The sequence below is a fragment of the Candidatus Delongbacteria bacterium genome (assembly GCA_041675285.1).
Lineage (GTDB): Bacteria > CAIWAD01 > CAIWAD01 > CAIWAD01 > CAIWAD01 > CAIWAD01.
Window position 1 is genome coordinate 15,397 of sequence record JBAYTZ010000002.1, and the last position, 20,945, is coordinate 36,341.

Annotated in this window: 20 protein-coding genes; all 20 read right to left on the bottom strand. The window is 66.9% G+C overall.

The window, feature by feature from the left end; genetic code table 11:
- Positions 1 to 5 precede the first annotated feature (5 nt).
- The 20 genes from WC326_01750 to WC326_01845 all read right to left on the bottom strand — a co-directional run bounded on the left by WC326_01750 (position 6) and on the right by WC326_01845 (position 20,940).
- Complete coding sequence (locus WC326_01750; GenBank protein ID MFA7329773.1) at positions 6 to 572, bottom strand: phage baseplate assembly protein V; 567 nt, start codon at positions 570 to 572, stop codon at positions 6 to 8.
- Entirely contained in the window at positions 557 to 1,327 is a 771-nt protein-coding gene (locus tag WC326_01755) for a hypothetical protein (GenBank protein ID MFA7329774.1), read from the bottom strand. Before WC326_01755 ends, WC326_01750 begins: the two co-directional genes overlap by 16 nt.
- Entirely contained in the window at positions 1,327 to 2,052 is a 726-nt protein-coding gene (locus WC326_01760; GenBank protein ID MFA7329775.1) for a hypothetical protein, read from the bottom strand. The genes WC326_01755 and WC326_01760 overlap by 1 nt, the downstream gene beginning before the upstream one ends.
- On the bottom strand, positions 2,042 to 4,798 hold the full coding sequence (locus WC326_01765) for a phage tail tape measure protein (protein MFA7329776.1): 2,757 nt from the start codon (positions 4,796 to 4,798) through the stop codon (positions 2,042 to 2,044). The genes WC326_01760 and WC326_01765 overlap by 11 nt, the downstream gene beginning before the upstream one ends.
- A 218-nt stretch (positions 4,799 to 5,016) precedes the next feature.
- On the bottom strand, positions 5,017 to 5,355 hold the full coding sequence (locus WC326_01770) for a hypothetical protein (GenBank protein ID MFA7329777.1): 339 nt from the start codon (positions 5,353 to 5,355) through the stop codon (positions 5,017 to 5,019).
- 92 nt (positions 5,356 to 5,447) lie between these two features.
- Positions 5,448 to 5,912 (bottom strand): hypothetical protein, encoded by a 465-nt coding sequence (locus WC326_01775; protein MFA7329778.1) that lies wholly within the window; start codon positions 5,910 to 5,912, stop codon positions 5,448 to 5,450.
- A gap of 33 nt (positions 5,913 to 5,945) precedes the next feature.
- A complete protein-coding gene (locus WC326_01780) occupies positions 5,946 to 7,340 on the bottom strand; it encodes a hypothetical protein (protein MFA7329779.1) in 1,395 nt (464 codons plus the stop codon).
- Positions 7,341 to 7,349: 9 nt separating this feature from the next.
- The gene (locus WC326_01785) at positions 7,350 to 7,583 is read right to left on the bottom strand and encodes a hypothetical protein (GenBank protein MFA7329780.1); all 234 of its coding nucleotides are present in this window, start codon (positions 7,581 to 7,583) and stop codon (positions 7,350 to 7,352) included.
- Positions 7,584 to 7,591: 8 nt separating this feature from the next.
- Positions 7,592 to 8,143, bottom strand: coding sequence for a hypothetical protein (locus tag WC326_01790; protein ID MFA7329781.1), 552 nt, complete (start codon positions 8,141 to 8,143; stop codon positions 7,592 to 7,594).
- Positions 8,140 to 8,631 (bottom strand): HK97 gp10 family phage protein, encoded by a 492-nt coding sequence (locus WC326_01795; GenBank protein MFA7329782.1) that lies wholly within the window; start codon positions 8,629 to 8,631, stop codon positions 8,140 to 8,142. Before WC326_01795 ends, WC326_01790 begins: the two co-directional genes overlap by 4 nt.
- Entirely contained in the window at positions 8,631 to 9,005 is a 375-nt protein-coding gene (locus WC326_01800) for a hypothetical protein (protein MFA7329783.1), read from the bottom strand. The genes WC326_01795 and WC326_01800 overlap by 1 nt, the downstream gene beginning before the upstream one ends.
- Entirely contained in the window at positions 9,002 to 9,451 is a 450-nt protein-coding gene (locus tag WC326_01805; GenBank protein MFA7329784.1) for a hypothetical protein, read from the bottom strand. Before WC326_01805 ends, WC326_01800 begins: the two co-directional genes overlap by 4 nt.
- A 6-nt stretch (positions 9,452 to 9,457) precedes the next feature.
- Positions 9,458 to 10,018, bottom strand: coding sequence for a hypothetical protein (locus WC326_01810; protein MFA7329785.1), 561 nt, complete (start codon positions 10,016 to 10,018; stop codon positions 9,458 to 9,460).
- A gap of 85 nt (positions 10,019 to 10,103) precedes the next feature.
- A complete protein-coding gene (locus WC326_01815; protein ID MFA7329786.1) occupies positions 10,104 to 10,967 on the bottom strand; it encodes an HK97-fold major capsid protein in 864 nt (287 codons plus the stop codon).
- Between the two features lie 29 nt (positions 10,968 to 10,996).
- Positions 10,997 to 11,392 carry a hypothetical protein gene (locus tag WC326_01820; protein ID MFA7329787.1) on the bottom strand — a complete coding sequence of 132 codons (396 nt, stop codon included), beginning with the start codon at positions 11,390 to 11,392 and terminating at the stop codon, positions 10,997 to 10,999.
- A 53-nt stretch (positions 11,393 to 11,445) separates the two neighbouring features.
- Positions 11,446 to 14,025, bottom strand: coding sequence for a DNA adenine methylase (locus WC326_01825; GenBank protein MFA7329788.1), 2,580 nt, complete (start codon positions 14,023 to 14,025; stop codon positions 11,446 to 11,448).
- A 90-nt stretch (positions 14,026 to 14,115) separates the two neighbouring features.
- A complete protein-coding gene (locus tag WC326_01830; protein ID MFA7329789.1) occupies positions 14,116 to 14,427 on the bottom strand; it encodes a hypothetical protein in 312 nt (103 codons plus the stop codon).
- Positions 14,424 to 14,933 (bottom strand): hypothetical protein, encoded by a 510-nt coding sequence (locus WC326_01835; protein MFA7329790.1) that lies wholly within the window; start codon positions 14,931 to 14,933, stop codon positions 14,424 to 14,426. Before WC326_01835 ends, WC326_01830 begins: the two co-directional genes overlap by 4 nt.
- Positions 14,930 to 19,396, bottom strand: coding sequence for a phage minor head protein (locus WC326_01840; protein ID MFA7329791.1), 4,467 nt, complete (start codon positions 19,394 to 19,396; stop codon positions 14,930 to 14,932). The genes WC326_01835 and WC326_01840 overlap by 4 nt, the downstream gene beginning before the upstream one ends.
- A complete protein-coding gene (locus WC326_01845; GenBank protein ID MFA7329792.1) occupies positions 19,396 to 20,940 on the bottom strand; it encodes a hypothetical protein in 1,545 nt (514 codons plus the stop codon). Before WC326_01845 ends, WC326_01840 begins: the two co-directional genes overlap by 1 nt.
- Positions 20,941 to 20,945 lie beyond the last annotated feature (5 nt).

The window sequence follows — 20,945 nt, forward strand, 5'->3', positions numbered from 1 at the left end:
TTACACTACTCCGTCCGAGAGGTGTTTGAAAGCTCCGCGCCCGACAAAGGCACGATGGGCGTCGATGTGGGCCGGCCCTTGTTCCCGATGTGCTGGTGCGCGTTGAACAGCGACTGAAACGTGTTACCCAGGATGACCTGCTCGGCCGCGTTCGTGCCCAGGTGGACGGCCGGGGCCTTCACGTGGACCTTCACGTCCGACTCGACCTCCACCAGCCCTTCCGCGTGAATGACGACCCGGGACTTCCCCTGCTCCAGCACCAGCTCCTTGCCCGCGGTCCCGGCGCCGGTCAGGAAGCCCACCACGAAGGGCCGGTTCGGATCCCCGCCCTCAAAGGCCACCATCACCGCGTCGCCCACGGTGGGCAGGATGACGAGCCGCGCGGCCGCTGTCGCCCACACGGCCAGGATCTCGCAGCGGGGCAAGGGCGCCAGGGTCTCGTCGTCCGGCTGGACGCTGACCGTGTAGAGCTGGTCGTCCACGGCCGTGACGGTCCCGCGCAGGGGCAGGCGCATGTAGGCGGACAGGTCCGGCCGCAACTGCTCCACCAGGGTCTTCAGCTCGCGGCGCATGGCACCACCTGTAACAGCGTGCGCCCGCCGGCGCTCCAGCGGTGAAAGACCTCCTCCACGAAGAAGCGCGCGCCGTCCACCGTCACCACCTGGCTGTGCAGAACCGGCGCCACCATCGTTTCCACCAGCGTCATGCCCAGTTTGCCCGGCCGGCGGTCGATGAGGGTCACGCCCGTCTCCAGCGCCAGGGCCGGCGCCTGGCCGTGGTCGGGCGGGCCCAGCACCAGCACGCCGGCGCGCACGTGGAAGCGGTGGTCCTCGCCCGTCTCGCGGGCCAGCCACGTGCAGAGCTGCTGCAGGGCCTCCTTGGGTGTCAGTTTGTGAACGGGGAATCGGTCGATCTGTGCGCCCGGGACCTTGGCCGTGAGAGACAGGCCCGTGCCGGCGATGAGGTCCTGGGCCAGCTCGGCGGGCGCCACGTGCTCCCAGGTGCGCGTGATGCGCCGCCCAGGCGCCTGCAGCACGGCCTGGTAGTCGATGAGCTCCAGGGCCACCTGCAGGCCGTCGGGCTGGACGGCGCGCACAAGGCCTTCGAAGATCGTCGTGAGAGCCGGGTCGTCCTGGTAGCCCCAGCGGATCACCGCCTTCTGCCCGCGGGCCAGCGTGGGCGCCAGGGTCTCTTCCGGATCGGCGAGCACCAGGCGCCCGCTGTCCGCCGCGCTCCCTTGAGCCTGCACCCAGAACGACACCACGGCCGGGTCCAGTCGTTGGCCGGCAACCTCCACCTCGTAGACAGGATGGGTCCAGGCGCCCATCAGTCGCCGTCCTCGTAGCCGGGGTCGTCCAGGTCGTCGCCCGGGGCCTCGCCGCTGCCTTCGGACATCCCCTCGTTGAACTGGTCGCGCACGTAGCCCAGGTTGCGATCCAGGTTCTCGTCGCCCTCGATGGCCTCCTCCCCCTCTGCGGCCGCTTCGTCCGAAGCCCCGGCCGCGGCAGCTTGGTGCTCCAGTTGGGTCTTGATGGACTCATACTCGGTGAGCACCAGGTGCACGGGGATCCAGTCCGACTCCCCGTCCTCGTCAGCCGTGAGTTCCTGGATCAGCACCTGGCGGATGCCAAAGAGGTCGGTCAAGGGCGAGATGATCTCCACGGGCTTGGGCAGGCTTGCCCGGCCATCCCGGAAGAGCTTCTGCAGGGGGCGCAGGCGCTCCAGGGGTGAGGTGATGAGCGTCCCGTCCAGGCTCTCCTCGGGCACCAGCTCCAGGTCCACGGTGATCTCCGCCGACTCGTATCCCGTGGGCTGCCGGATGGACCCGCTCTTCTTGGGGATCTTCACCTCGTCGATCTTGATGGCCTGCTTGACCTGCATGGCCCGGGGTGGGACAGGGAAGATCAGACCGCCCAGGCTGAAGGGGATCTCCGTCAAGTTGCGCGTGACGGACCCGGCAGCTTGGCCCTGGTCGATGAAGTCCTGCTCCTGGCTGGCGATGGACCCCAAGTTGGCCGGCGGGGCGGGCGGGCCCATGGGGCTATTGGGCATAGCTCACCTCGTCCATGCCGTCCTCCTGGCCAGCGGCCTCGCGCAAGGCCTCCAACATCTGGTCCTTGATGCTGGTGGCCGGCGTGCCCTGGGCCGCCTGGATTTCGATCTTGGCCACGTGGATGCGCCGGTCGACGGTCGTCGTCTGCTGGCTGCGGGTGATGGCCCGGGCAGGCTGTGCGCCGGTGGATGGCCGGGCCGGGGTGAGATCGGCGGGCATGGCGGCAGCCATGCCGCCCTGGGCCGCCGCGGCGAGCTTGCCTCCTCGGGGGGCTCCGCCCAGGACGGCGGACAGCGGGCCTGGGGCGCCCACTGACGGGGGCGCGGCCTTGGAGGCGGGGGATGCTTCGTCCTTGCGGAACATGCCCGCCATCCCGGCCTTCGCGCCGGCGACATCCTGACCAAGACCAGTCCCGGTCTTCAGCTCGGGGACCAGTGGGATCTCGACACCCGGGATTAGGTTCAGCGTCTTGATCAGGCCGTTGATCAGCCCCACGACGCCGTTGATCCCCATTTTGAAGCCGTCCCACATCCCGTCCAGGAAATCCCGCACGGACGCGAAGTTCTGGTAGAGGGCCTTCATGGCCGTGATGGGCCAGAAGATGAGCTTGACCGCCGTCTTGATTCCCCACAGGAAGCCGTCCCACAGCGTGCCCAGTAGGTTTCGGAACCACTCACTGTGCTGGTAGGCATAGACGATGCCCGCCGTCAGGAGGGCCAGGAGTCCGACCACGATGCCGATGGGGTTGGCGGTCAGGGCCGCGTTCAGCAGCCACTGGATACCAGCCCAGATCTTCGTGACCGCTGCGACGGCCACGATCTGGGCGCGCAGGATGAGCGAGCTGCGCCCGGCCCACAGCGTGGCCGCCGCCGCCCGCAGAGCCGCGACCCGGGCCGTCAGGAAGCCCCAGGCCGCGCGCGCCCCCGCCGCCACCGTTTGGGTGGCGAAGGACCACACGGCCTTGGTGGCGCTCGCGATGAGCGGCCAGGCGAAGGCGGCCAGCGAAACGAAGAGCAGTCCGCTGACGATGGGATTGGCCTTGATCCAGTTCCAGGCGCGCAGGATCGTGCCCACCATGAAGCCCAGCCCCCAGGCCACCATGCCGGCGAAAAAGAGGATGGGCGAGATCCCGCTCATCGCCCCCTTGTACCAGTCGGTCAGGAAGGCCCAGAAGCGGCCGATGGTGGCGTCGAACACGGAGGAAATGCCCTCGCCCATGGCCTTCAGCGCGCCCCAGATGGCCAGGGCCACGGGCTTGATGGCAAACCAGACCTCTTCCACCGTGTCGCGGAAGCCCAGGAAGTTGGTGTCCCAGGCCTTCACCAGGCCCCAGATCGCCAGGCCCACCAGGGCGAAGGGCGCCACCACTTTCAGCGCGCCCAGGGCCAGGGCCTTGAGGCTGGCGGTCAGCGGGATGGCCGCCGAGTTCGTGACCCCCATGGACAGCGCGACCTGGCCCAGCTTGGCCGGCAGGCGCAGGGCCATGCCCGCCAGGTGCAGCATGCCGCCGCCCACGAAGAGCAGCATGCCGCCCAGGATGAGCCCCACAGACAGGACGCCCAGGAAGCCCACGGCCACCTTGGTCAGCGCCGGGTGGGCCTCCATCCAGCCCAGGATGGCCTCGGAGACGTTCTTCACCGCGTCCAGCAGCGGAATGACCAGCGGCATGAGGCTGCTGCCGACTTGCATGGACACGCCATCCACGGCGCTCTTCATGAGCTTCCAATGACCCGTGGGCGTTTCCAGGATGCGCTGCTGGAACTCCTGGGCCGCCCCAGACGACTGGCTGATGGACGTGCGTAGGCCCATCAGCTCCTCGCGCGAGCTGGAGAGGAGGATGTTGAAGACCTTGATGCCCTCGGCGCCGAAGATGTCCGTCAGGAGCAGGTTCTTCTTCTCGTCGGACAAGCCGCCCAGCTTGGCCTTCATCTCGCTGAAGACCTCGATGAAGTCGCGGGTCTTGCCCGTGGCCTGGTCGTATGCCTCCACGCCCAGGCCCTTCTTCAGCTTGTTCGATTGGGTGTAGAGCTTGGTCATCGTCATGGCCAGGCGCGTGCCGGCTCGGGCGCCCACCTCGTTCCGATTGGCCAGGACGCCCAGGAGGGCCAGGTTGGTCTCCGTCGACTGCCCGAAGGTGGCCGACGTGGAGGCCGTGTTGACCATGGACTCCTGCATGTCGGCGAACTTCAGGTTGGTCTTGTTCATGGCCGCCGTGAACATGTCGCTGAGGTTCGTCGCCTCCGACAGCGGCTTCTGGTAGGCGTTCAGCGTGCCGACGAGGAGCGCGCCGGCATCGGCCATGGCCACCTGCTGGCCCGTGGCGAACGCGATGGTGTCGGCCATGATGCCCGTCTTGGTCGACACCTGGGTGGCCGTGAGACCCATGGACGCCAGCTCGGCCTGGCCTTCGGCCACCTGCTGGGCCGTGAAAAGACTGCGTGCGCCCAGGTACTTGGCCGCATCCCCGATCTGGATGACTTGTTCGGCCGTGGCCTCCGCGATGCCGCCCACCCGCGCCACCTCGGTCTGGAACTTGCCCACCTGCAGGATGGGCATGGCCAGGCTGGCCGCGATGCCCAGGCCCACCAGGGCCGTCTTCAGGCCCGCCTTCTTCACCCGCTCGGCCGTCTGTTCAAAGGACCCGGCGAACTTGTCCAGGCGCTTCGAAGCCGCACTGAAGGCCGATAGGTTCGACGTGCCGAAGACGCTGATGGTGATGGCGCTGGTGAAACCGGTCATCGACATCGGGCGCGTCTCCTATCGTCTGCCTCTCGCGGCGCGCCGGGGCGCCCTGCTTGCCTTGGCTTCCTGCTCCCCCAGCCACTCGGCCGCCACGCAGAGCTCGAACACCCGGTCGAAGGGCAAGTCATCCAGTCGCTCAAACGTGTAGGCGGGGAACCGGTGGGCGATCACCGCGCGGGCCTGGAGGTACCACGCGCCCTCCAGGTCCGCGCGCGCCGCCCTTAGAGCTTTTTTACCGAGATCTCCTTCGAGTAGCCCAGGACCTCCTGGACCTTCTCGGACAGGGCCGCGATCAGGCCGGGCTCCCACTCGCCCGTGGTGTTGTACTCCAGATCCTTGGCGTCCAGGGCCGGATGGACCACGAAGGTCCGCACGATGTCCAGGGCCAGGCGCTGTTCGTTGCCCTTGGCGGCCTTGCCCAGGCGGCTGAACTCGTCCCAGGACGAGCCGCGCACGATGAACGTGCGGCCGTCGGGCAGGTCCAGCTGGAACAGGCTCTGCTTGGGGTAGGCGGTACGGAGCGTCTCGATCAGCTCCGGGGTGATGGTCTGCAACTGCATGATGTCTCCGGGGTTGGAATGAAGAGAGATCCGGGGAGGAGGACGCGGGGCCTGGCCAGGCTTGTCCGCGTCCAGCCTCCCCGGGCTGTGCGTCACACGTAGGGCAGCATGCCCGTGGCGAAGCCCGAGCATTTGATGCTGATGGCCTCGGCGTCCTCGCCGTCCGAAATGCCCCCGTCACAGGCCGTCAGCTCCACGCCCGTGAAGGTCTTGGACATGGGAGCGTTGAGGCCCGGATAGAACAGGACGATGACGCCGTTGCGGAAGTCCGTCGGGTCCAGGTACATCTCGCCCGCGGCCAGGCTGCCGGCGCTCATGGCGGCGCGCAGCGCGGTCATGGGGACCAGCAGCTCGGTGATCTCGAAGTCGATCTCGTAGGTCTTGTGGTTCGAGCGGACCACCCCGTGGGCGTCCGCGAACCCCGCGCCAAAGACCGGCTTCTTGTCCTGGGCGAGCTTCCAGTTGAAATTCTTCAGGCCGAAGACGGGCGTGCCGTTGATGAGCAGCTTGACGCTGTTCCCGGCGACGCCGTCCGCGAATCCCGGAGTGGGCGGCATGGCAGTTCTCCTTCAGTTGCGAGCCGGCAAGGCCTAGCTCAGGTACACCTTCTCCAGGATGATTTCGAAGGCCTTCATGCTGTTGACGCTGGCCACCACCTGGACCTCGCCCGCGGCGCGCATCTCGGCCGTGGAGATGAGCTGCAGCTCGTAGTCGTCGATCTCGCCCTTCTGGACCATCAGGTTGGCCACCTGGCGGATGTTGGCTTCCAGGAGCTTCAGTCCCTCGCCCTCGACGTCGTTGGGCTTGCCCAAGTGCGGCAGGGCCGCCAGACGGCAGGCCTTGCCGAAGGCGTAGACGGCGCGCAGCTTCTCGACCCGGTTGAAGGAGCTGCCGGTGGGACAGCGGACGTTGGACAGGCCGATGATGAGGCCGAGACCGGGCTCCAGGCGCAGGTGGATCAGGTTCTCCGTCACCAGCACCGTCTGCTGGCCCACGTTCCACTCGGGGCACACGGCCGAGATGCCCGCCGGCTGTTTGGCCAGGAGGCTCTCCTGGACCTTCAGGGCCGCCAGCTGGCCGGAGATCGCGCTGGTGATCCGGTTCCAGTAGACCGTCCCGTCGTGGCCGGTGAACTGGGCCTCGCCCGTGCAGATGACGGCGTTCGTGTCGGCCACGGTGGCGATGAGGGTCTGGATGGCGGACAGGTAGGTGGACACCTCGGCGGCCGTGGGCGCCAGCGGATTGGCCACGGTCATGCGCGCCACGTCCAGGAGGGCGAAGCGCTCGCCCAGGTTGCCCGTCACCATCGTGCGGCAGCTGGCCAGGATGGCCGCCCACAGCGTCAGCGTGTCCGCGCCCACGAAGTGGACCCAGTTGACGTCCGTGAAGTCCTCGCTGACCGTGATGCCGGCGGTGTAGTCGCCGTTGGCCAGGGTCAGGCCATCATTGCCGCCCGTCAGGTTGGCCGTGGTCTTGGCGGCCACCAGCGTGCCGGCGCCGATGGTGGCCTTCACTACGGACTGGCCGGCGTTGATGGCGTCCACCAGCGCCTGGTTGGTCGTTCCGGTGAAACTGTAGACCGTGTCCGTGGCGGGATCCAGGATCTCCACCGTGCGGTCGCCACCGTTCGCCGTCACGCCAATCTCGACATCGTTCCACCACGAACCCGGGTAGTAGCCATCGATGGTGAAGGCCGTGCCCGTCGCCCCGGGAATGGACATGGTCGCCTTGGCCAGGGCGCTGCCAGCCAGGCGCAGGGCGTAGATGACCGAGGAGCCGGCATCCAGGCGCTCCAGAACCGCCTGCAGGAGCGGGCCGCTCTTCAGGAGATCGATGGCGCTGCGCTTGTCACTGAGGATGTAGCGGGTCAGCTTGTCGCCCCCGCCCGCCGCGCCGGCCACGAGTTCAATGGCCGCGGGCAGCTGGCTCATGCCGGCCAGCCCCGAGAAGTACTCGGTGTAGACGTCCTTGATGATCCGGGTCACGATGCCCTCCTACTTCTGCGCCGGGGCCGCGAGCCACGCGGTCACCTGGGCCTGGAACTCCGCCGGATCCACGAGGGCCGTCCGGGTCAGCCCATGCTCAGCCAAGACGCCGGCCACCACCGGCTCCGGCAGCTTCAGCTTCTTCAGCACCGTCTCCACCCGCTGCTGCACGCTCGGGATGGCGGCGGGCGCCGGGTCCGGGGCCGCCGCCGCCGGCGTGGGCTTGCCTTCGTTCTTGTTCATGGTTCTCCCTATTCCAAGTCCACTGTCAGATTCACGTCCTGCATAGGCAGGGCCACGGCCGTCACCACGGGCCAGACCACCACGAGCTCCACATCCAGGGTCTTCTGAGCTTCAAAGGGCACCCGGCTTAGCTGGGGCCCTTGGTCGCTCTCGGTGATCAGGCGAAGGCGCTCCAGGTGGACGCTCGTCCCCGTTTCCACGTCCACCAGATCAAGGGGCTGCCCTTGGGCATGCGCGCGCATGAGGGTGCGGATGGTGGTTGCGACTTCCTCGACCAGGGTGGCGCCGCTCTTGCCGGACAGGGCCGCGCTGCGGACCGTGAGACGAAGGACCTGGCGCTCCACATGAAACTTCTCGTAGGTGTAAGCGCCGGCGGTGGCGTCAAACGAGCGCTGGTCGTATACGCCCGTTCCCTTCGAGCCCGGCGTCAGGGACACAAGGGTCACGAGCAGGCAGGGCCAGGGCTCGCCACCCTGCGTCCAGGCCAGCTCGTCCTTGAAGACGGCAAGGCCGGAAGAGAGGCCCGCCACGTGGGCCGCGAAGGCGCGCTGGACGATCACAGGAACTTCTCCACCGTCTGGAAGGCCATCTCCACGGCCTCCTCGACGGTCTTGGGGGTCAGCGTCACGCCCATCATCCAGGCCGGCGCCATGAAGGGCCGGGGCTTCGGATGGACGAAGAAGTAGGTCCGCTCCGCCCCGTCCTGGATCTTGTGGCGCACCAGCCACTCCCTCAGGCCCGGGATGTTGTCCACCTTCACGAAGTGGCCCTTGGTGCCATACTCCACGGGCGCCGAGTACTCGCTGGGCGTGCCCACGAGGACAGTGAGCGGCCCCACCACGACGATGTGGAGCGAGGCGCGAAGCGCGCCCAGGTCGATGGCCCCCTCGTCCGTCAGGCTCTGCTTGGCCTGTGCCTGCACCACGAGAGCGATCTGCATGACGGCCAGACTCAGACTCTTCACCAGGACCTGGGGAAAGGCCTTTAAGAGCTTTTGGGTCTTCTCCAGTGCTTTCTTGTCCAGCAGCATGGTCACGCCGTCGAGCATCAGGCGCCCCCGTGCAGTTTCTTTGCTGCCAGCTCCAAGTGGGTCACCGTGCCGAAGAGGTTTCGCTCCACCACGTCCACCACCCGGAAGCGGCCGCTGCCGTGCGTGAACTCGTCCCCCTCGGCCACCAGCGTGGCTGCCGCCACGACGACCAGGACCTCATGCCCCACCTGTAGCAAGTCCTCCGGCGCCTTGGCGCTGATCACGGCAGGGACGGCCACGGGGGGCCCAAGGCTCTCGCCCGGGTCCCCCGCGAAGCCCGTGGCCGGGGGGACCTGGCGCGTCCGGAGCTGGATCACGTCGCCGGTCATGGCGAGTAAGTGACCCATGTCCCTCAGGGCCAGGTCGGCCTCGGATGCCGTCAGATAGCTCACACGCTCTCCTCGGCGATCACCGATCCACGTTCAAAGAGCAGGGGCTTCAGCGACTGCAGGCCCTGGGCCACGCCCAGCTCCACCAGCCGCAGGTACTCCTCATTCGCATGTGTGAGGAGCTCGCGCCAGGCTCCCGCGGCGCGCGTGTTGTCGATCTCGATGGCGCCGGCCTTGAAGCTCGGGCGCCGCGTGGCCTTGGCGATCTCGATCCGGCAGCAGGTGGGCAGGGCGGCCAGGAGGAGGAGCTCCTCGTCGGCCCCGGACAGCACCGGCTCGATGGTCTCCAAATCCTCCTGCAGGACGTAGGCGCGCTCGAAGTCGCGGTTCATGGCCGCCAGGCCCCGCTTGAGCGCGCCGCGCAACTGGTCGGTCGTCAGGTCGGTTTCATCCGCCGCGACCAGCTCGCCCCGCAAGTGTTGGATCAGGTCCGTGATCGTCGTGGCCATGGGATTCTACTTCCGGCTGCCGCGGCTGCCGCGGCTGCCCTTGATCGTGGCCGGGGCCGAGGGCGCCTTGGCTGCGGAAGCGGGTGCCTGGGCCGGAGCCGGGGCACCAGCGCCCGGCGTGCCCGAACCCTCTGGGGTATCCGCAAAGGGATCCGGATCCGCATCCGCTCCCGGGCCGTCGTCGTCATCGCCGCCCACGTTCAGGAGGGTGACGCCATCCGCGAGGGCCTTGTCCGTCAGAAGGGTCTGGTCCGTCTCCGGGCCCTGGCCGTCCGGCGCGCCACCGGCGCCCGTGCCGCCCTCACCGGTCGTGCCAGCGCCTTCACCCGGGCCCTCTCCGTCCGGCGCGCCTCCGGCGCCCGTGTCGCCCTCGCCGGCCGTGCCTGGCTCCGTCTCCAGGGTGCCGGTCGCCGTGAGTCCACCCGGCACCACCACAGGCTCTTCATCCGGGATCTCCTCGATGAAGAGCAGGTCGTCATGCTTCGCCACGTCGGGGGGCAGCTCACCCTGGAACCGGGTGACCAGGACCGGGCTGAACACCCGCGTGCCGATGGTCACCGTTGTCATTCTGGCCTTCACGTGATACATGGATCCTCCGGGGAGAGGGCCGGCCGGAGTTGCCCCCGGCCGGCTGCGGAAGCGGTCAGGTGGCCTAGGCGGTGATGACCGCCTTGAAAATGAGGTCGGGACGGGTGATGCCCATCGCGCATTCGTGGTAGGTCAGGAAGCCCACCTTGAAGCCGGACTTCTGCGGGTCCACCTTCAGGGCCGTGCGGATGTCGTACTTGCCGACCTCCATGTCCGGGATGACGATGACCTCGTTGGCGTTCATCGAGGCCGTGTTCACCAGGCCCGCCCCGCCGAAGCGGCTCAGCACGCCCTTCTCGACGAACTCGCGCCGGGACTCGGTGTCCAGGTTGAAGTCCTTCAGGTCGATGAGGCGGCTGCCGCGCAGCAGGATGTAGCGGGCGTTCAGCTCCAGGTCGTTGATCTTGCTGATCAGCTGGCCCAGGCCCGTGTCGGTGAGCTTGCCGCCCGTGATGGTCACCACGTTGGTGGTGGGGGCCAGGGCGGCCGCGGCCGACAGCAGCGCCACCAGCTTGGCGTTCAGCTTGTTGCGGATGGCCTGGGCGGCGTCGGCCTGCATCTCCTCGATCTTGCCCAGGTTGCCGTTGGCCAGGTCGGTCACGTCCACCATCGGGTTGGCGTGGACGCGGAAAACCGGGAAAACCACCTCCTGGTCGTTGTTGACCTCCTGGCGGTGCGGCTGGCCGCCCACGCCGATGTAGTGGGCCTGCAAGGCGCGACGCTTGGAGTGCTTGGCGTCCTGGCCGGGCGACAGCGTGTGCTCGGTCAGGATGAGGGGGACGATGTTCTTGCGCTCGATCTCCATGCGGATGACCGGGCCCACGGCCTCGGCCAGCGCATAGAGCCCGTTCTCCGTGCGGGTGGCCTGCTGCACCAGGTTCGCCAGGGCCTGCAGCTCCGCCTCGCTCATCGTGGCATGCTTCTTCACGTGGGGTCTCCTTGTCTCAGGATGGCGCGTTACGCCACCAGGCCGTGGTTGGTCCAGAGGACGCTGATCTCCGAGCCGTCCACGGAGAGGACACGTCCCACGATCTTGAGGCCGGTCGTGGCCACCTTCAGCTTCGCCGTGGTGGCATCGAAGGTGAGGTTGTTGCCCGCCGCCGGCGTGCCGGTGAACTGGTCCGTCTGGAAGACGAAGCCCCCCGTGTCCACCACGCAGGGCGTGGTCTCCGTGGCGCCCTGGGCGCTGCAGTCCTTGTCCGCCTTCTTCAGGACGCCCGCCGGCACGTCACTGGCGTTGTTCACCACGCTGAACTCGTTGTTGCCGACGCTCTTCAGCACCTGGCCCGGCGTGCCCGGCCCCTTGAGGACGCCGTCGCCGTACTCGATGCCGGGATGGGAGTTGTTGTACATGCTGCTCTCCTTCTGGCTGTGAAGCACCCGGCATCACCGGGTGGTGATGATTCCTACTCGGCCACCTCGCCCCGCTCACGGGACAGCCGGCGCTGGTGCAGGGCGGCCAGGCCGTCGCCCAGCTTCTGGGTCAGCCCCTGGGGGGCGGGATCGGCACCCGTAGACGGGGCCAATCCGGCGTTGGCGCGCAGGGCCCCGCCACTGGCGGACCCGGCCGCGCTGGCGCTGCCGACGCCGCCGTCCTCGGCCGCCGCGGCCGCCGCCGCCTTTTCCTCCTCGGTGGGCTCCGCGGCCTGCTTGTCGGGCAGGTCCTTCCAGGTGTCCTCCACGGCCTGACGGGCCTCGTCGGACAAGCCGGCCAGCCGCTCCACCTCCGCCTGGCGCGCGGCCGCGTCGGCGAAGGCCCGGCCCTTCTTCTCCATCAGGGCCACCAGAGCCTCGGCCGCCTGCTTGGCCGCGCTCTTGGCCTTCTCGTCCTCGGCCGCCTGAACCTTGCCGGTCAGTTCCTCGTTCTGGGCGGCCAACTGCTCCGCGACCTGCAGGAGCTCGGCCTGGGTCATGTCCTTCAGCGGCTTGTCCGTGGCCGCCTGGGTCTTCGGGTCCTTCATGTCGTCCGTCTCCTTGCTGATGCTCGTGAGGATCTGGATCACGCGATCCGCCGTGTCGGTGGCGGCCTGGCGGATCTTCGTGCCGGTGTCATCCAGCGTGGCCTTGCCCGCGGTGAACTCTCCCACGAGCGTGTTCACGACCATGCCGAAGGCGTCCTGCGCCCGCCACAGGTCGTCCCGGATTTCCTGCTGGATGAGGACCTGCTTGACGTTCTCAGGGCGCGCGCCCACGTCGCCGTAGTAGGAGGACGCGCGCATCCGGCCATCCTCGCCTTGGGCCATGGACGTGATGTCGGCCTTGGGGTCGGCGGGCTCGTAGCCCTCCAAGAGGCCGGCGCCCGTGAAGGTCACGCCGTGCAGGATCTCGTAGCAGTCCTTGCCCTCGACCTTCTGGCCCTTCTGCTTCTTCAGATGCTCGCAGCGCTCCGCCGCGTTCGTGAAGGTGTGGCCGCAGATGGAGCACTCGCCCTTCTGGTAGGAGCACTCCATCGAGACCTTCGTGATTAGCTCCTCGTGGATGAGCTTGCGCGCCTTCACCGCCAGCTCGTCGGAACCCGTGAAGAGCTTGCCACCGCAGACCACGCGGCCGCCTTCCACGTCCTCGAAGGCCGCGGACTCGGTCTTGCCCACGATGTCCTGGGCCTTCTGGCCGTGCTTCAGGTTGATCTTCACGCCGGCGGCGCTGGCCGCGGCCTTTTTTAGCTCGTCCACAGTGAAGTGGTCGCTGTTCTTGTTGGTGCCCGCGTGGCAGAGGACGAAGGCGATTTCGTGGTCCTCGCCGCCCTCCTTGGCATCCTCGGCCACGGCCACCAGATGGCCCACCTCCAGGCTGGCGGTCATGCGGGCCTTGCCCGCCGCGGCTGCCTGCATGGCCGCAATGGCCGCCGCGTCCACCGGGGTCTTGTCCTTCACGTCGTCCTCCTTAGGCAAGCTTGACTTGCCCGGCTCGGCGGGCTCTTCGGCCTTCTTGGCCGTGCCCACGAACAGGTACTCCTTGGCCTTGGCCGGGTCCTCGTTGCGCCGCTTGCCGGCCAGGCTGGCGTAGGAGAAGTCCTTCGTCTCCAGCCGGAACTCGCGTCCGGCCTTCTCGAAGACCTCCTGCAGCTCGGCTTCGCTGGGGTAGCTGTGGTCGCGGTAGGAGAGCAGCCAATTGGGGATGTGCTCGGCCGCCCCGAAGACCGCCTGGAAGAACTCCAGGATGTTGGCCTTGGTCAGGTCGGCCTGGGTCTTTTCCATCTTCGTGACGCTGTCGGCCTTGGGATTTCGCCCCTCGCCCTTGACCATCACGGCGTCCACCACGTGGTAATTGGCGCTGTAGTTGGCCGCGCTGAACTCGGTCACGTAGGGCGGATCGAAGTAGGCCAGATCGGCCTTCACCTTGGGCAGGAACTCCCGCACGTCCAGACGTTGGGCCGTGCACGTCGGACCGTCCAGGACCATCGAGTTCAGCCGCCGGATGACCTGGCCCAGCCGCTCGTGGAACTGCTCGGGGCTGTAGCCGTCCTCGCTGACCTTGCTGGTGGTGAACTGGGGGAACCAGCCTCGGGCCGAAAGCATCGTGGCGCCCAGGGCCGCCAGGGCGATGTCCCGCTTGAAGCCCTTCAAGGCGTCGACGTTCTCGCGCACTTCGTCGATGACACCGTGGATCTCGGGCTTCCAGAACTTGCCCTCGTAGTTGTCGCGGACGAAGCTGCCGGCCTTGGGGTTCGACTGGCAGAGGGCCTCGATCTCCTCGTCTGTCACGGTCTCGGACTGGTTGACTACGACGGCCCGGGCGATGTGGTGGGGCCAGTGCAGGCTGTCGTTGGAGTGGACCTGGAAGCCCTCGCGCTTGAGCATGTAGCTCACGCTGCCGCCGCCGGCGAAGGCATCGACCACGGTCTTCACGCCTTCCGGGATCTGCTCGCGGATCCAGTCCAGCAGCTTGCGCTTGTTCCCGATGTACTGGACGCCATGACTGGGCGCACCGGCGCCTTGGGCGGTCAGCTCAGGGAAAAGGGCGGCTTCAACCGTCAGGAAGGACATACTCGTCCCCGCGAATTCGTGGATTCGCGAAAACGATCTTCTGTCCGAGAGGGCGTGTCAATACGGTCAGCGGTTTTTTTCGGCGGGAAATCAGTCGGCGGTTACTGTGGCCTGCATTTTCCTGATCCAACCAGGATAATCCGTCACGTCCTCTTCGTTGATTTGGCTTGCGCTCCGGGTGTAGCCAACGTGACCTTGCCAGTATTCCAGGCCTTCCAGGCCCAGCACCCTCTCACCGGATTCGAGCATCCGGTTGATGAGATCCGACGGGATGTCCTCGTCATTCGGGTAGGCCGGGTCAAAGACGTAGTCGAGCACTCCGTCCTGAATGATCCACGCGCCGATGGGCTTCTTGCGCGCATCGGCCTCCAGGTCGAAAACGTAGAACCAGTGCACCTTCACGGCTTCATTTCTCCCGTGGAGAGAAGGGTCTCCCTCCAGTGTCGAGCTTGCTCATCCAGGATGGCCTGTAAGGCCGCCACGCCCCCGATGCGGGCAACCTGCTTATCCCACTCCTGGTAGATGAGCTCTTGGCGCTCGTCCAGCGAATGTGGGTCGTTCCGACAGACAAGGAACCGGTACTCGTCGTTCACCTCTCGCAGTGTCAGGAAAAGCTCCTGGCGCTCCAGCACCTCGCATTCAAAGCAGTGCACGGGATGACTGCCGCCGTAGGTGTCGAGGATTCCCATTTCCGCAAACAGCAACCAGTAGCGCCAATGGTCCACTTGGCCGCTGGCGCGGTCGAAGATGGGCGTGGCCGAGAGCACGCGCATTCCAGCATGGAAGCTGCGGATGGTGCCACCATCAGAAGAAAACGTGATCGTCACGTCAAAGCCGAACTCTCCAGGCAGCACATCCAGGTACTCCTGGAAGGCGATCCGCTGGATTTCGCGCATGTCGTCCTTCATCCGCTCACCTTCACGACGTCCTCGATTCGCCGGCCATCCGGCAGAGTCGAAATCCCATGCTTCCTGAAGAGGGCCACCACGCTGGCCTTCTGGCCTGAACTGCCCACCACGAGGCTGTCCAAGTGTTCCAGCAGCGGCACGGCGCCCTTGAAAATGGTCTCGTTGGATCCGTGCCGGGGCATGCGCTTCCACGTGGCGATGTCCGAGATACGGTTCTCCCGCACGGAGTTGCCCACCACGTTGCCATACTTGTCGTGATCATAGCTAATGGCGTCGGCGCGACGTAGCATGTCGGGTTTGAAGCGGACGCAATTGACCTGCTTCTGGTCGGCCTTCACGATCCTCGTGAAGAAGTAGCTGGCGCCGCCCGTGTTCATGTCCTGGGACGGGCTCATGCCGCCGATGGGCACCCCCACACTGAAGCGCTCGGCCGTGGGCACGAAGGAGCGGTTGGTCGGCAGCACGGTCTCAAGGAAGCTCTGCATGTCGCCCTTGGTCAGGTGGTGCTGGAGCACGTAGCCGTCCAGTTCCCGGGCCAGCTCCTCGCGCGGGATGTCGAAGCGGTATTGCACGCGCATGCCGGCGCCGGCCCGGGCGCCCGCCGTGGACGTTTGATAGACACCCGCCGGGTCGTAGTCGGGCAGCTTGGTCACGTCCTTCACGCCCAGGTGCCGGCTCCACGCATCGCGCCAGATGCGCACGGCAGCCTCGCTGGACCCGGCCTTCTTCGCCTCCGCCGCGGCCGCCTGGAAGGCCGGCGTTTCATCCACCTTGGCGGCATAGGCCACCTTCTGCAGATACATGAGCTCCTCGTCCACCGCAGAGGCCGGGGAAGCGTCCAGCCCCAGGGCCTTGAGCTTTTCCAGCGCCCTGGCCACGGTCGTTTCCGACACACCCTCACGTGCCTTGACCGTCATGCGGCCCTGCATGGCGTAGCTCTTGCCCTGTGCCTTGCCTGTGCCCTGCCAAGGCTTGTAGACCACTTCCACGCCATCGCCCAGGTCCGCGTGATACTCCACCAGGTTGTCGTTGATGCTGGAATGGAAGCGCGAGAGCGGAATGCGCTCGGCCTCCACCACGAGACCCTGGCCCTGGGCCGCCACCTGGTCCTCGGTCCAGCGTGCACTTGTCCGCACGCGGATCGCCTTTCCCTTTCCCGCTTGCTCGGCACCCTGTCGCAAGGCCTTCAGGTCGTCGGGCGAAGGGGCAAAGGATTTCATCATGGGCAGACGTGTCGGCGTCCCGCCCCGGCTGGCATGGGTGGCGCGGGCCACTTCGTCCAAGACCTCCAGATACTGCTTGGCCATGGCACGTTCGATGACGTTGCCCTTGTCCACCAGCCGCGCCAGGACCGGGCGCAGGTTCTCTGCAGCAGCGAGCTTGGAGCTATTGAATCCCAGATCAGTGGCGTGCGTGTTGGCGGTCTTCACGGCGGCCAGGATCGTATCCCAGAACTCGTCCTCCCAGACGAGCTCCTTAGGTAGCTCCCCCACCACGTTGGACTTGAGGACCTTGACCAGACGCTTGTCGGCCTCCACGCGCAGGCGCAGTTGCAGCACGGTCTCCTTCTTGCCACCCACGCCCAGCACCTCGCGCACCAGCACGTTCTGGTCCTCGATGTCGCCTTTGTCCACGGCCAGGGATCGGCCCTGCCAGCCGGACTCGCGGATGGTCTGCACTTCGGCTTTCAGGTCGATGCGGCTGCCCCGCGCCCAGGCGAGCCCATCATCCGCCGCCGCAGGTGCCGTCTTCGGAGCAGCCTTCGGCACCACGTCTCCAAAGCGGAAGTCCACCTTCTTGCCCGTGCGCACCGACTCGATCTGGCTGTAGAGCTTCTCGAAGTCCGCGCGGACGGAGTTCTTGCGCTCCAGGGCGGCACGCAGGAAGTCCTCCAGCGCGCCGGGCTGACCGGCGTAGCGCCGGCCGGCATAGGGCATGAGCATCTCGCGGAAGGCCGCGTCGGAGATGGCCTCCACCCGGCGGATCCGCTCCTCCGTGGCCTGCAGGTCGAGCTTGATCTTCCCGTCCCGGTGGGCGCGCAGGACCTTGTTGTAGATGGGCTCGTCGAAACGCCCGCCGGCGTTGGGGGCGTAGTCCACGGACAGCTTGTCATGCCCGAAGTACTTGTAGAGCTGGCCTTTGTCGATGCCGTAGACCCGGCCGTCCTGGGCGCGCAGGAACTGGCCCGCGTGGCCGTCGTGGTTGGAGATGAGCCAGTCCACCACCTGCTCGCGCTGGATCTGCACGAGCTCTGCGGGGTCGATGGCCGCGACATCCATCTTCTCGAAGTTGCTGGGGTCCCGGAGCCCCTTCTTCATCTGCTGGATCGAACCCATGCGCCGACGCCCGTTCATGTCCCCCAGCTCGATGTAGCGCACCTCGATGGCGTCCGGATCGATCTCGCGCTGGATGAGGTAGGCCACCTCATCTCCCCAGGCGCGGAAGTCCTCATTGATCGGCTTGAACAGCCATTTGTCGCCGGCGTCGTCCAGGTAAAAATACTTGGTGTGCACACCGCCCAGCTCGCTGGCGTCGCTGTGGAAGGTGAACGGATTCCTGGCCTTGTAGGCCTCCCATGCTTCATCCGCGCTACGCGCCTGCACGGCCGGGCTGGCCTTGGGCGCAGGCGCTGGGGCTGCCACCTGGACCTTGGGCTGGGCCTGGGGTTTGGGCGCGGGCGTGGGCGCCATCTTCAGCTTGGCCGCATCCTTGGCCGCAGCCACCTTGGCAGCCACCTGCTCGGCGATCTTCGGCTGCACTGACGGAGTGGTCAGGTAGGCAACCGACTCCTCCTTCGTGAACCACTGGAAGTTCTTGACCTTCGCGGCCTTGAGGATTTCCCGCCTGGCCGTCTGCGGAACGGCCGCCACGGCATCCGTGAACGCGTGATGGGCTTTGAGGACGTACTGCTCCAGCTCGGCCAGCTGCTGGGGGCCTAGCAGGTCCTTGGTCTGCACGAGGTGCTTGACCAACACGTCGATCTGGGCGTGGAACTCATTGAACTTGCCGAGATCCGTCTCCAGGGTCTTCAGCTTGCCCAGCTCCGTGTGGAAGTCGGCCACCGCCTGGTTGGCTTTGGCAAGCTTGGCGGCCGCCTCCTCGGCCGCCTTTTGCGCGGCCTTCGCTGCGTCCTCGGCCTGCTTCAGGGCCGCGGCCTTTGCCGCGTCCGTGGCATGGTCGACCTTGTGCAGGGCGGCCAGCATCTCGTCCTTGGACTTCAGTGCGCCCACCTTGTACTGTTTGAACCAAGCCTCCAGCTCGGCGCTCGTGTGCCCGGCCAGCCACTCCTCACTCTGTCCCGACGCCTTCGAAAGGAGGACGATGCGGTCGGCCTTGGTGCGGGCCACGGACACACCCTTTTCCTTGGCCACCTCGCGCAACTGGACCATGTTGAGCTTGCTGTAGTCGCCTCCCTTCAGCGCCTCCTGGACAGCCGGGTTCTCCAGCGTCTGGCCGGAAAGCTGGGCCTCCAGCGCCTCCTTCGTGAGGAGTTGGGAGATGTCGGCAGGCACGTGCGTGCAGCGGCAGGCAGGATGCAGGGGCTGGCTGGGCAGGTCGACCAGGTCGAATTCCTTCCCGTCCAGCGGGCCGCAGTCCGGGCAGGTGCGCTCATCGCCTGCGGTTAGCCACCGCCCGCGCCGGATCCCCACCCGCGTCTCGAACTTCAGCGCGCCCTGGTTGTAGGCGCGCATCACCTCACTGCGCGCGATGAGCTCGGCGCGCTGCTGCACGGTCTTGAAGACCGTCTTACCTGCCTGACGGAACTCCTCCGGATCCTTGACGATGCCGCCGATGCGCCGAGCGATCTTGGCAGGACCTTCGCCCTGGGCGATGCCCACCTGCACGGCGCCCTTGATGCCCGCCACCAAGTCGTCCGAGAGCTTGCCCAGGAGCTGCAGCTGGTAGTTCGAGAGGAAGTCCAGGGCATCCGTCGGCACCAGCGAGAAAGCCGCCTCGGCCAGGGCTTCCCGGCCCGCCTGGTTCAACGTCTGGTAGCCACCCACCTTCAGGGCGCTCAGCTGGGCCAGCTTGCCCTCGATGCCGGCCTTCGACGCCGTCGCCGTCAGGTCTTGGTAGACCAGCGACAGGTCCTTCTTGAGCTGAGTGGCGGTTTGGGTCAGGTTCTTATTCAAGGCCTTCAGCCGCGCCAGCTGCACGGCCTTGCCCGGCTGGGCGCCGGGCCCGAATTGCGACAAGTCGCCCAGCACCAGGATCTGGGCCTTCACGTCCTTGGCCGCCCGGTCCAGGGCCTTCAGGCTGCCTGCCAGCACCTCGTCAGTGTAGGCGCCGGCCTGGGCCAGGCTATTGGCTGTGGCCTGGGCGATGGCCTCCTTCTGGCTGAGGGCCTGGGATGACAGCGCCCGGCTTCCGTGCACGAGGAAGAGCGCCTCCACATGCAGGTGGAGTTCTCCCAGGGGCAGCGGCGGATGCGGGCTGCCACAGACACAGGAGTCAGTGGGCATCAGGCGGCCTGGCTGCCTTCGGCCTCAAGGGCCGCCAGGCGGTCCAGGGCGGCCTGCCGAGCCTGGGAGCGGATGATCCGGTCCACCTGGAGGTAGAGGCTGGCCACGTCCCCGGTCTGCGGCGCGCCCTCCGTGGGGGCACCAGTCTCCGTGGCGGTCGGCGCCGCGCCGGAACCGGTCGCCCCCTTCAGCCTCTCGGCCAGGTTGAGCAGGTAGAAGACCTGGTCGTTGGTCAGCATCTCCTGCTGGGCCAGACCCACGATGTCGCCCGGGGAAAGCGGCGCGATCACCTGCTTGGTCTCGCGCCCGATCTGCGCATGCTCGATGTCCGGGGACAAACCCATCAGTGCCTGCAGGCTGCGCACGCTGATCAACCCGCGGTCGTAGAGATCCACCAGCACCTTTCGCTGGTCGGCGCCGGCGGACAGATCCACCTCCTGGAAGGCAATGTGCAGGCTCTCGCCTTCCTGGCCTCGCATGGCCAGCCAGTCGTCCAGCACCCAGCGCAGCATCTCGCGCGCCATGTCCCGGATGTCCGAGAGCATGAGCTGGACCTTGGCGAAGCCCAGGCTGGCGGTGGAAAAGTTGGCCCCGTCACCGGAGACCAGGGCCCGCGTGAAGCCCATGCCCACGATGATGTCACCCTTGGTCTCCTTGGCCTTCTCTTCGACCTTCAGCGCCTCGCCCTCGGCTCCATAGGTGTCGATGGTGACGTAGAAGGGCACCACCGCGCCCTGGCGGGCGTTCATCGAGTCGAAGACCTTCTTGATGTCCTTCAGCATGCTGGCCTTCGGCATCACCACGGTCTTGCCGAACTGCCCGCCCACCTTGATCAGGCGGATAGGCGTGGCCCAGCGCTTGGCGATAGCTCGCTCGGCGCGTCGGTAGTCGCGCAAGAGCTCCACCGACTCGAAAGCCGGGAGCACCATGCTGGTGCCGTGCTCGGCGAAGCCCGGTGCGTCCCACAGCCAGCGCCGGAACTGCTCCAGCGCCACAGGTGATTCGTTCGTCCGCTGGTTCGACGCGTCCAATGTGAACGAGGTCACTTGGATGACCTTGCCGTCCGTAACCTTGACATCCAGGAGCAGCGGGTTCAGCGCCTTGACCTGCGCGAAGTCCCGATACTGCGGCCGGCCGTCCTCGGTCTTCCCAGCTTCCTGGCCACCGTACTCCTTGAAGCCCGCGGCCTCGCCCTTTGTCAAGAGCTGCAGGATCTGGTCCTTCAGCCAGCGCTTGAGACCCAGCCGATCCTTGAGGGCGTCCACTTCCTTCTGCAGCTCCTGGCTGCTGGCGATCAGGGTGAAGTCCTCTCCCAGCGCCAGCGTGCGCCAGGCGTTGATGCAGTTGTTAACGATGGGCTCTTGCTGGTAATACTCCCAGGCCTTGGCGCCGCGCTCATGCCAATCGGCTGGAATGCCCTCCACGGCCATCTCGCTGCCAAATGGGTCCAGCGTGGCAGACTGGCTGCGCAGCTCACCGCCCACCTCGTAGACGCTTTCCGCGGCCAAGGTGGTCTGGCGGGTCCCAATGCCGAAAAGCCCCATAGGGT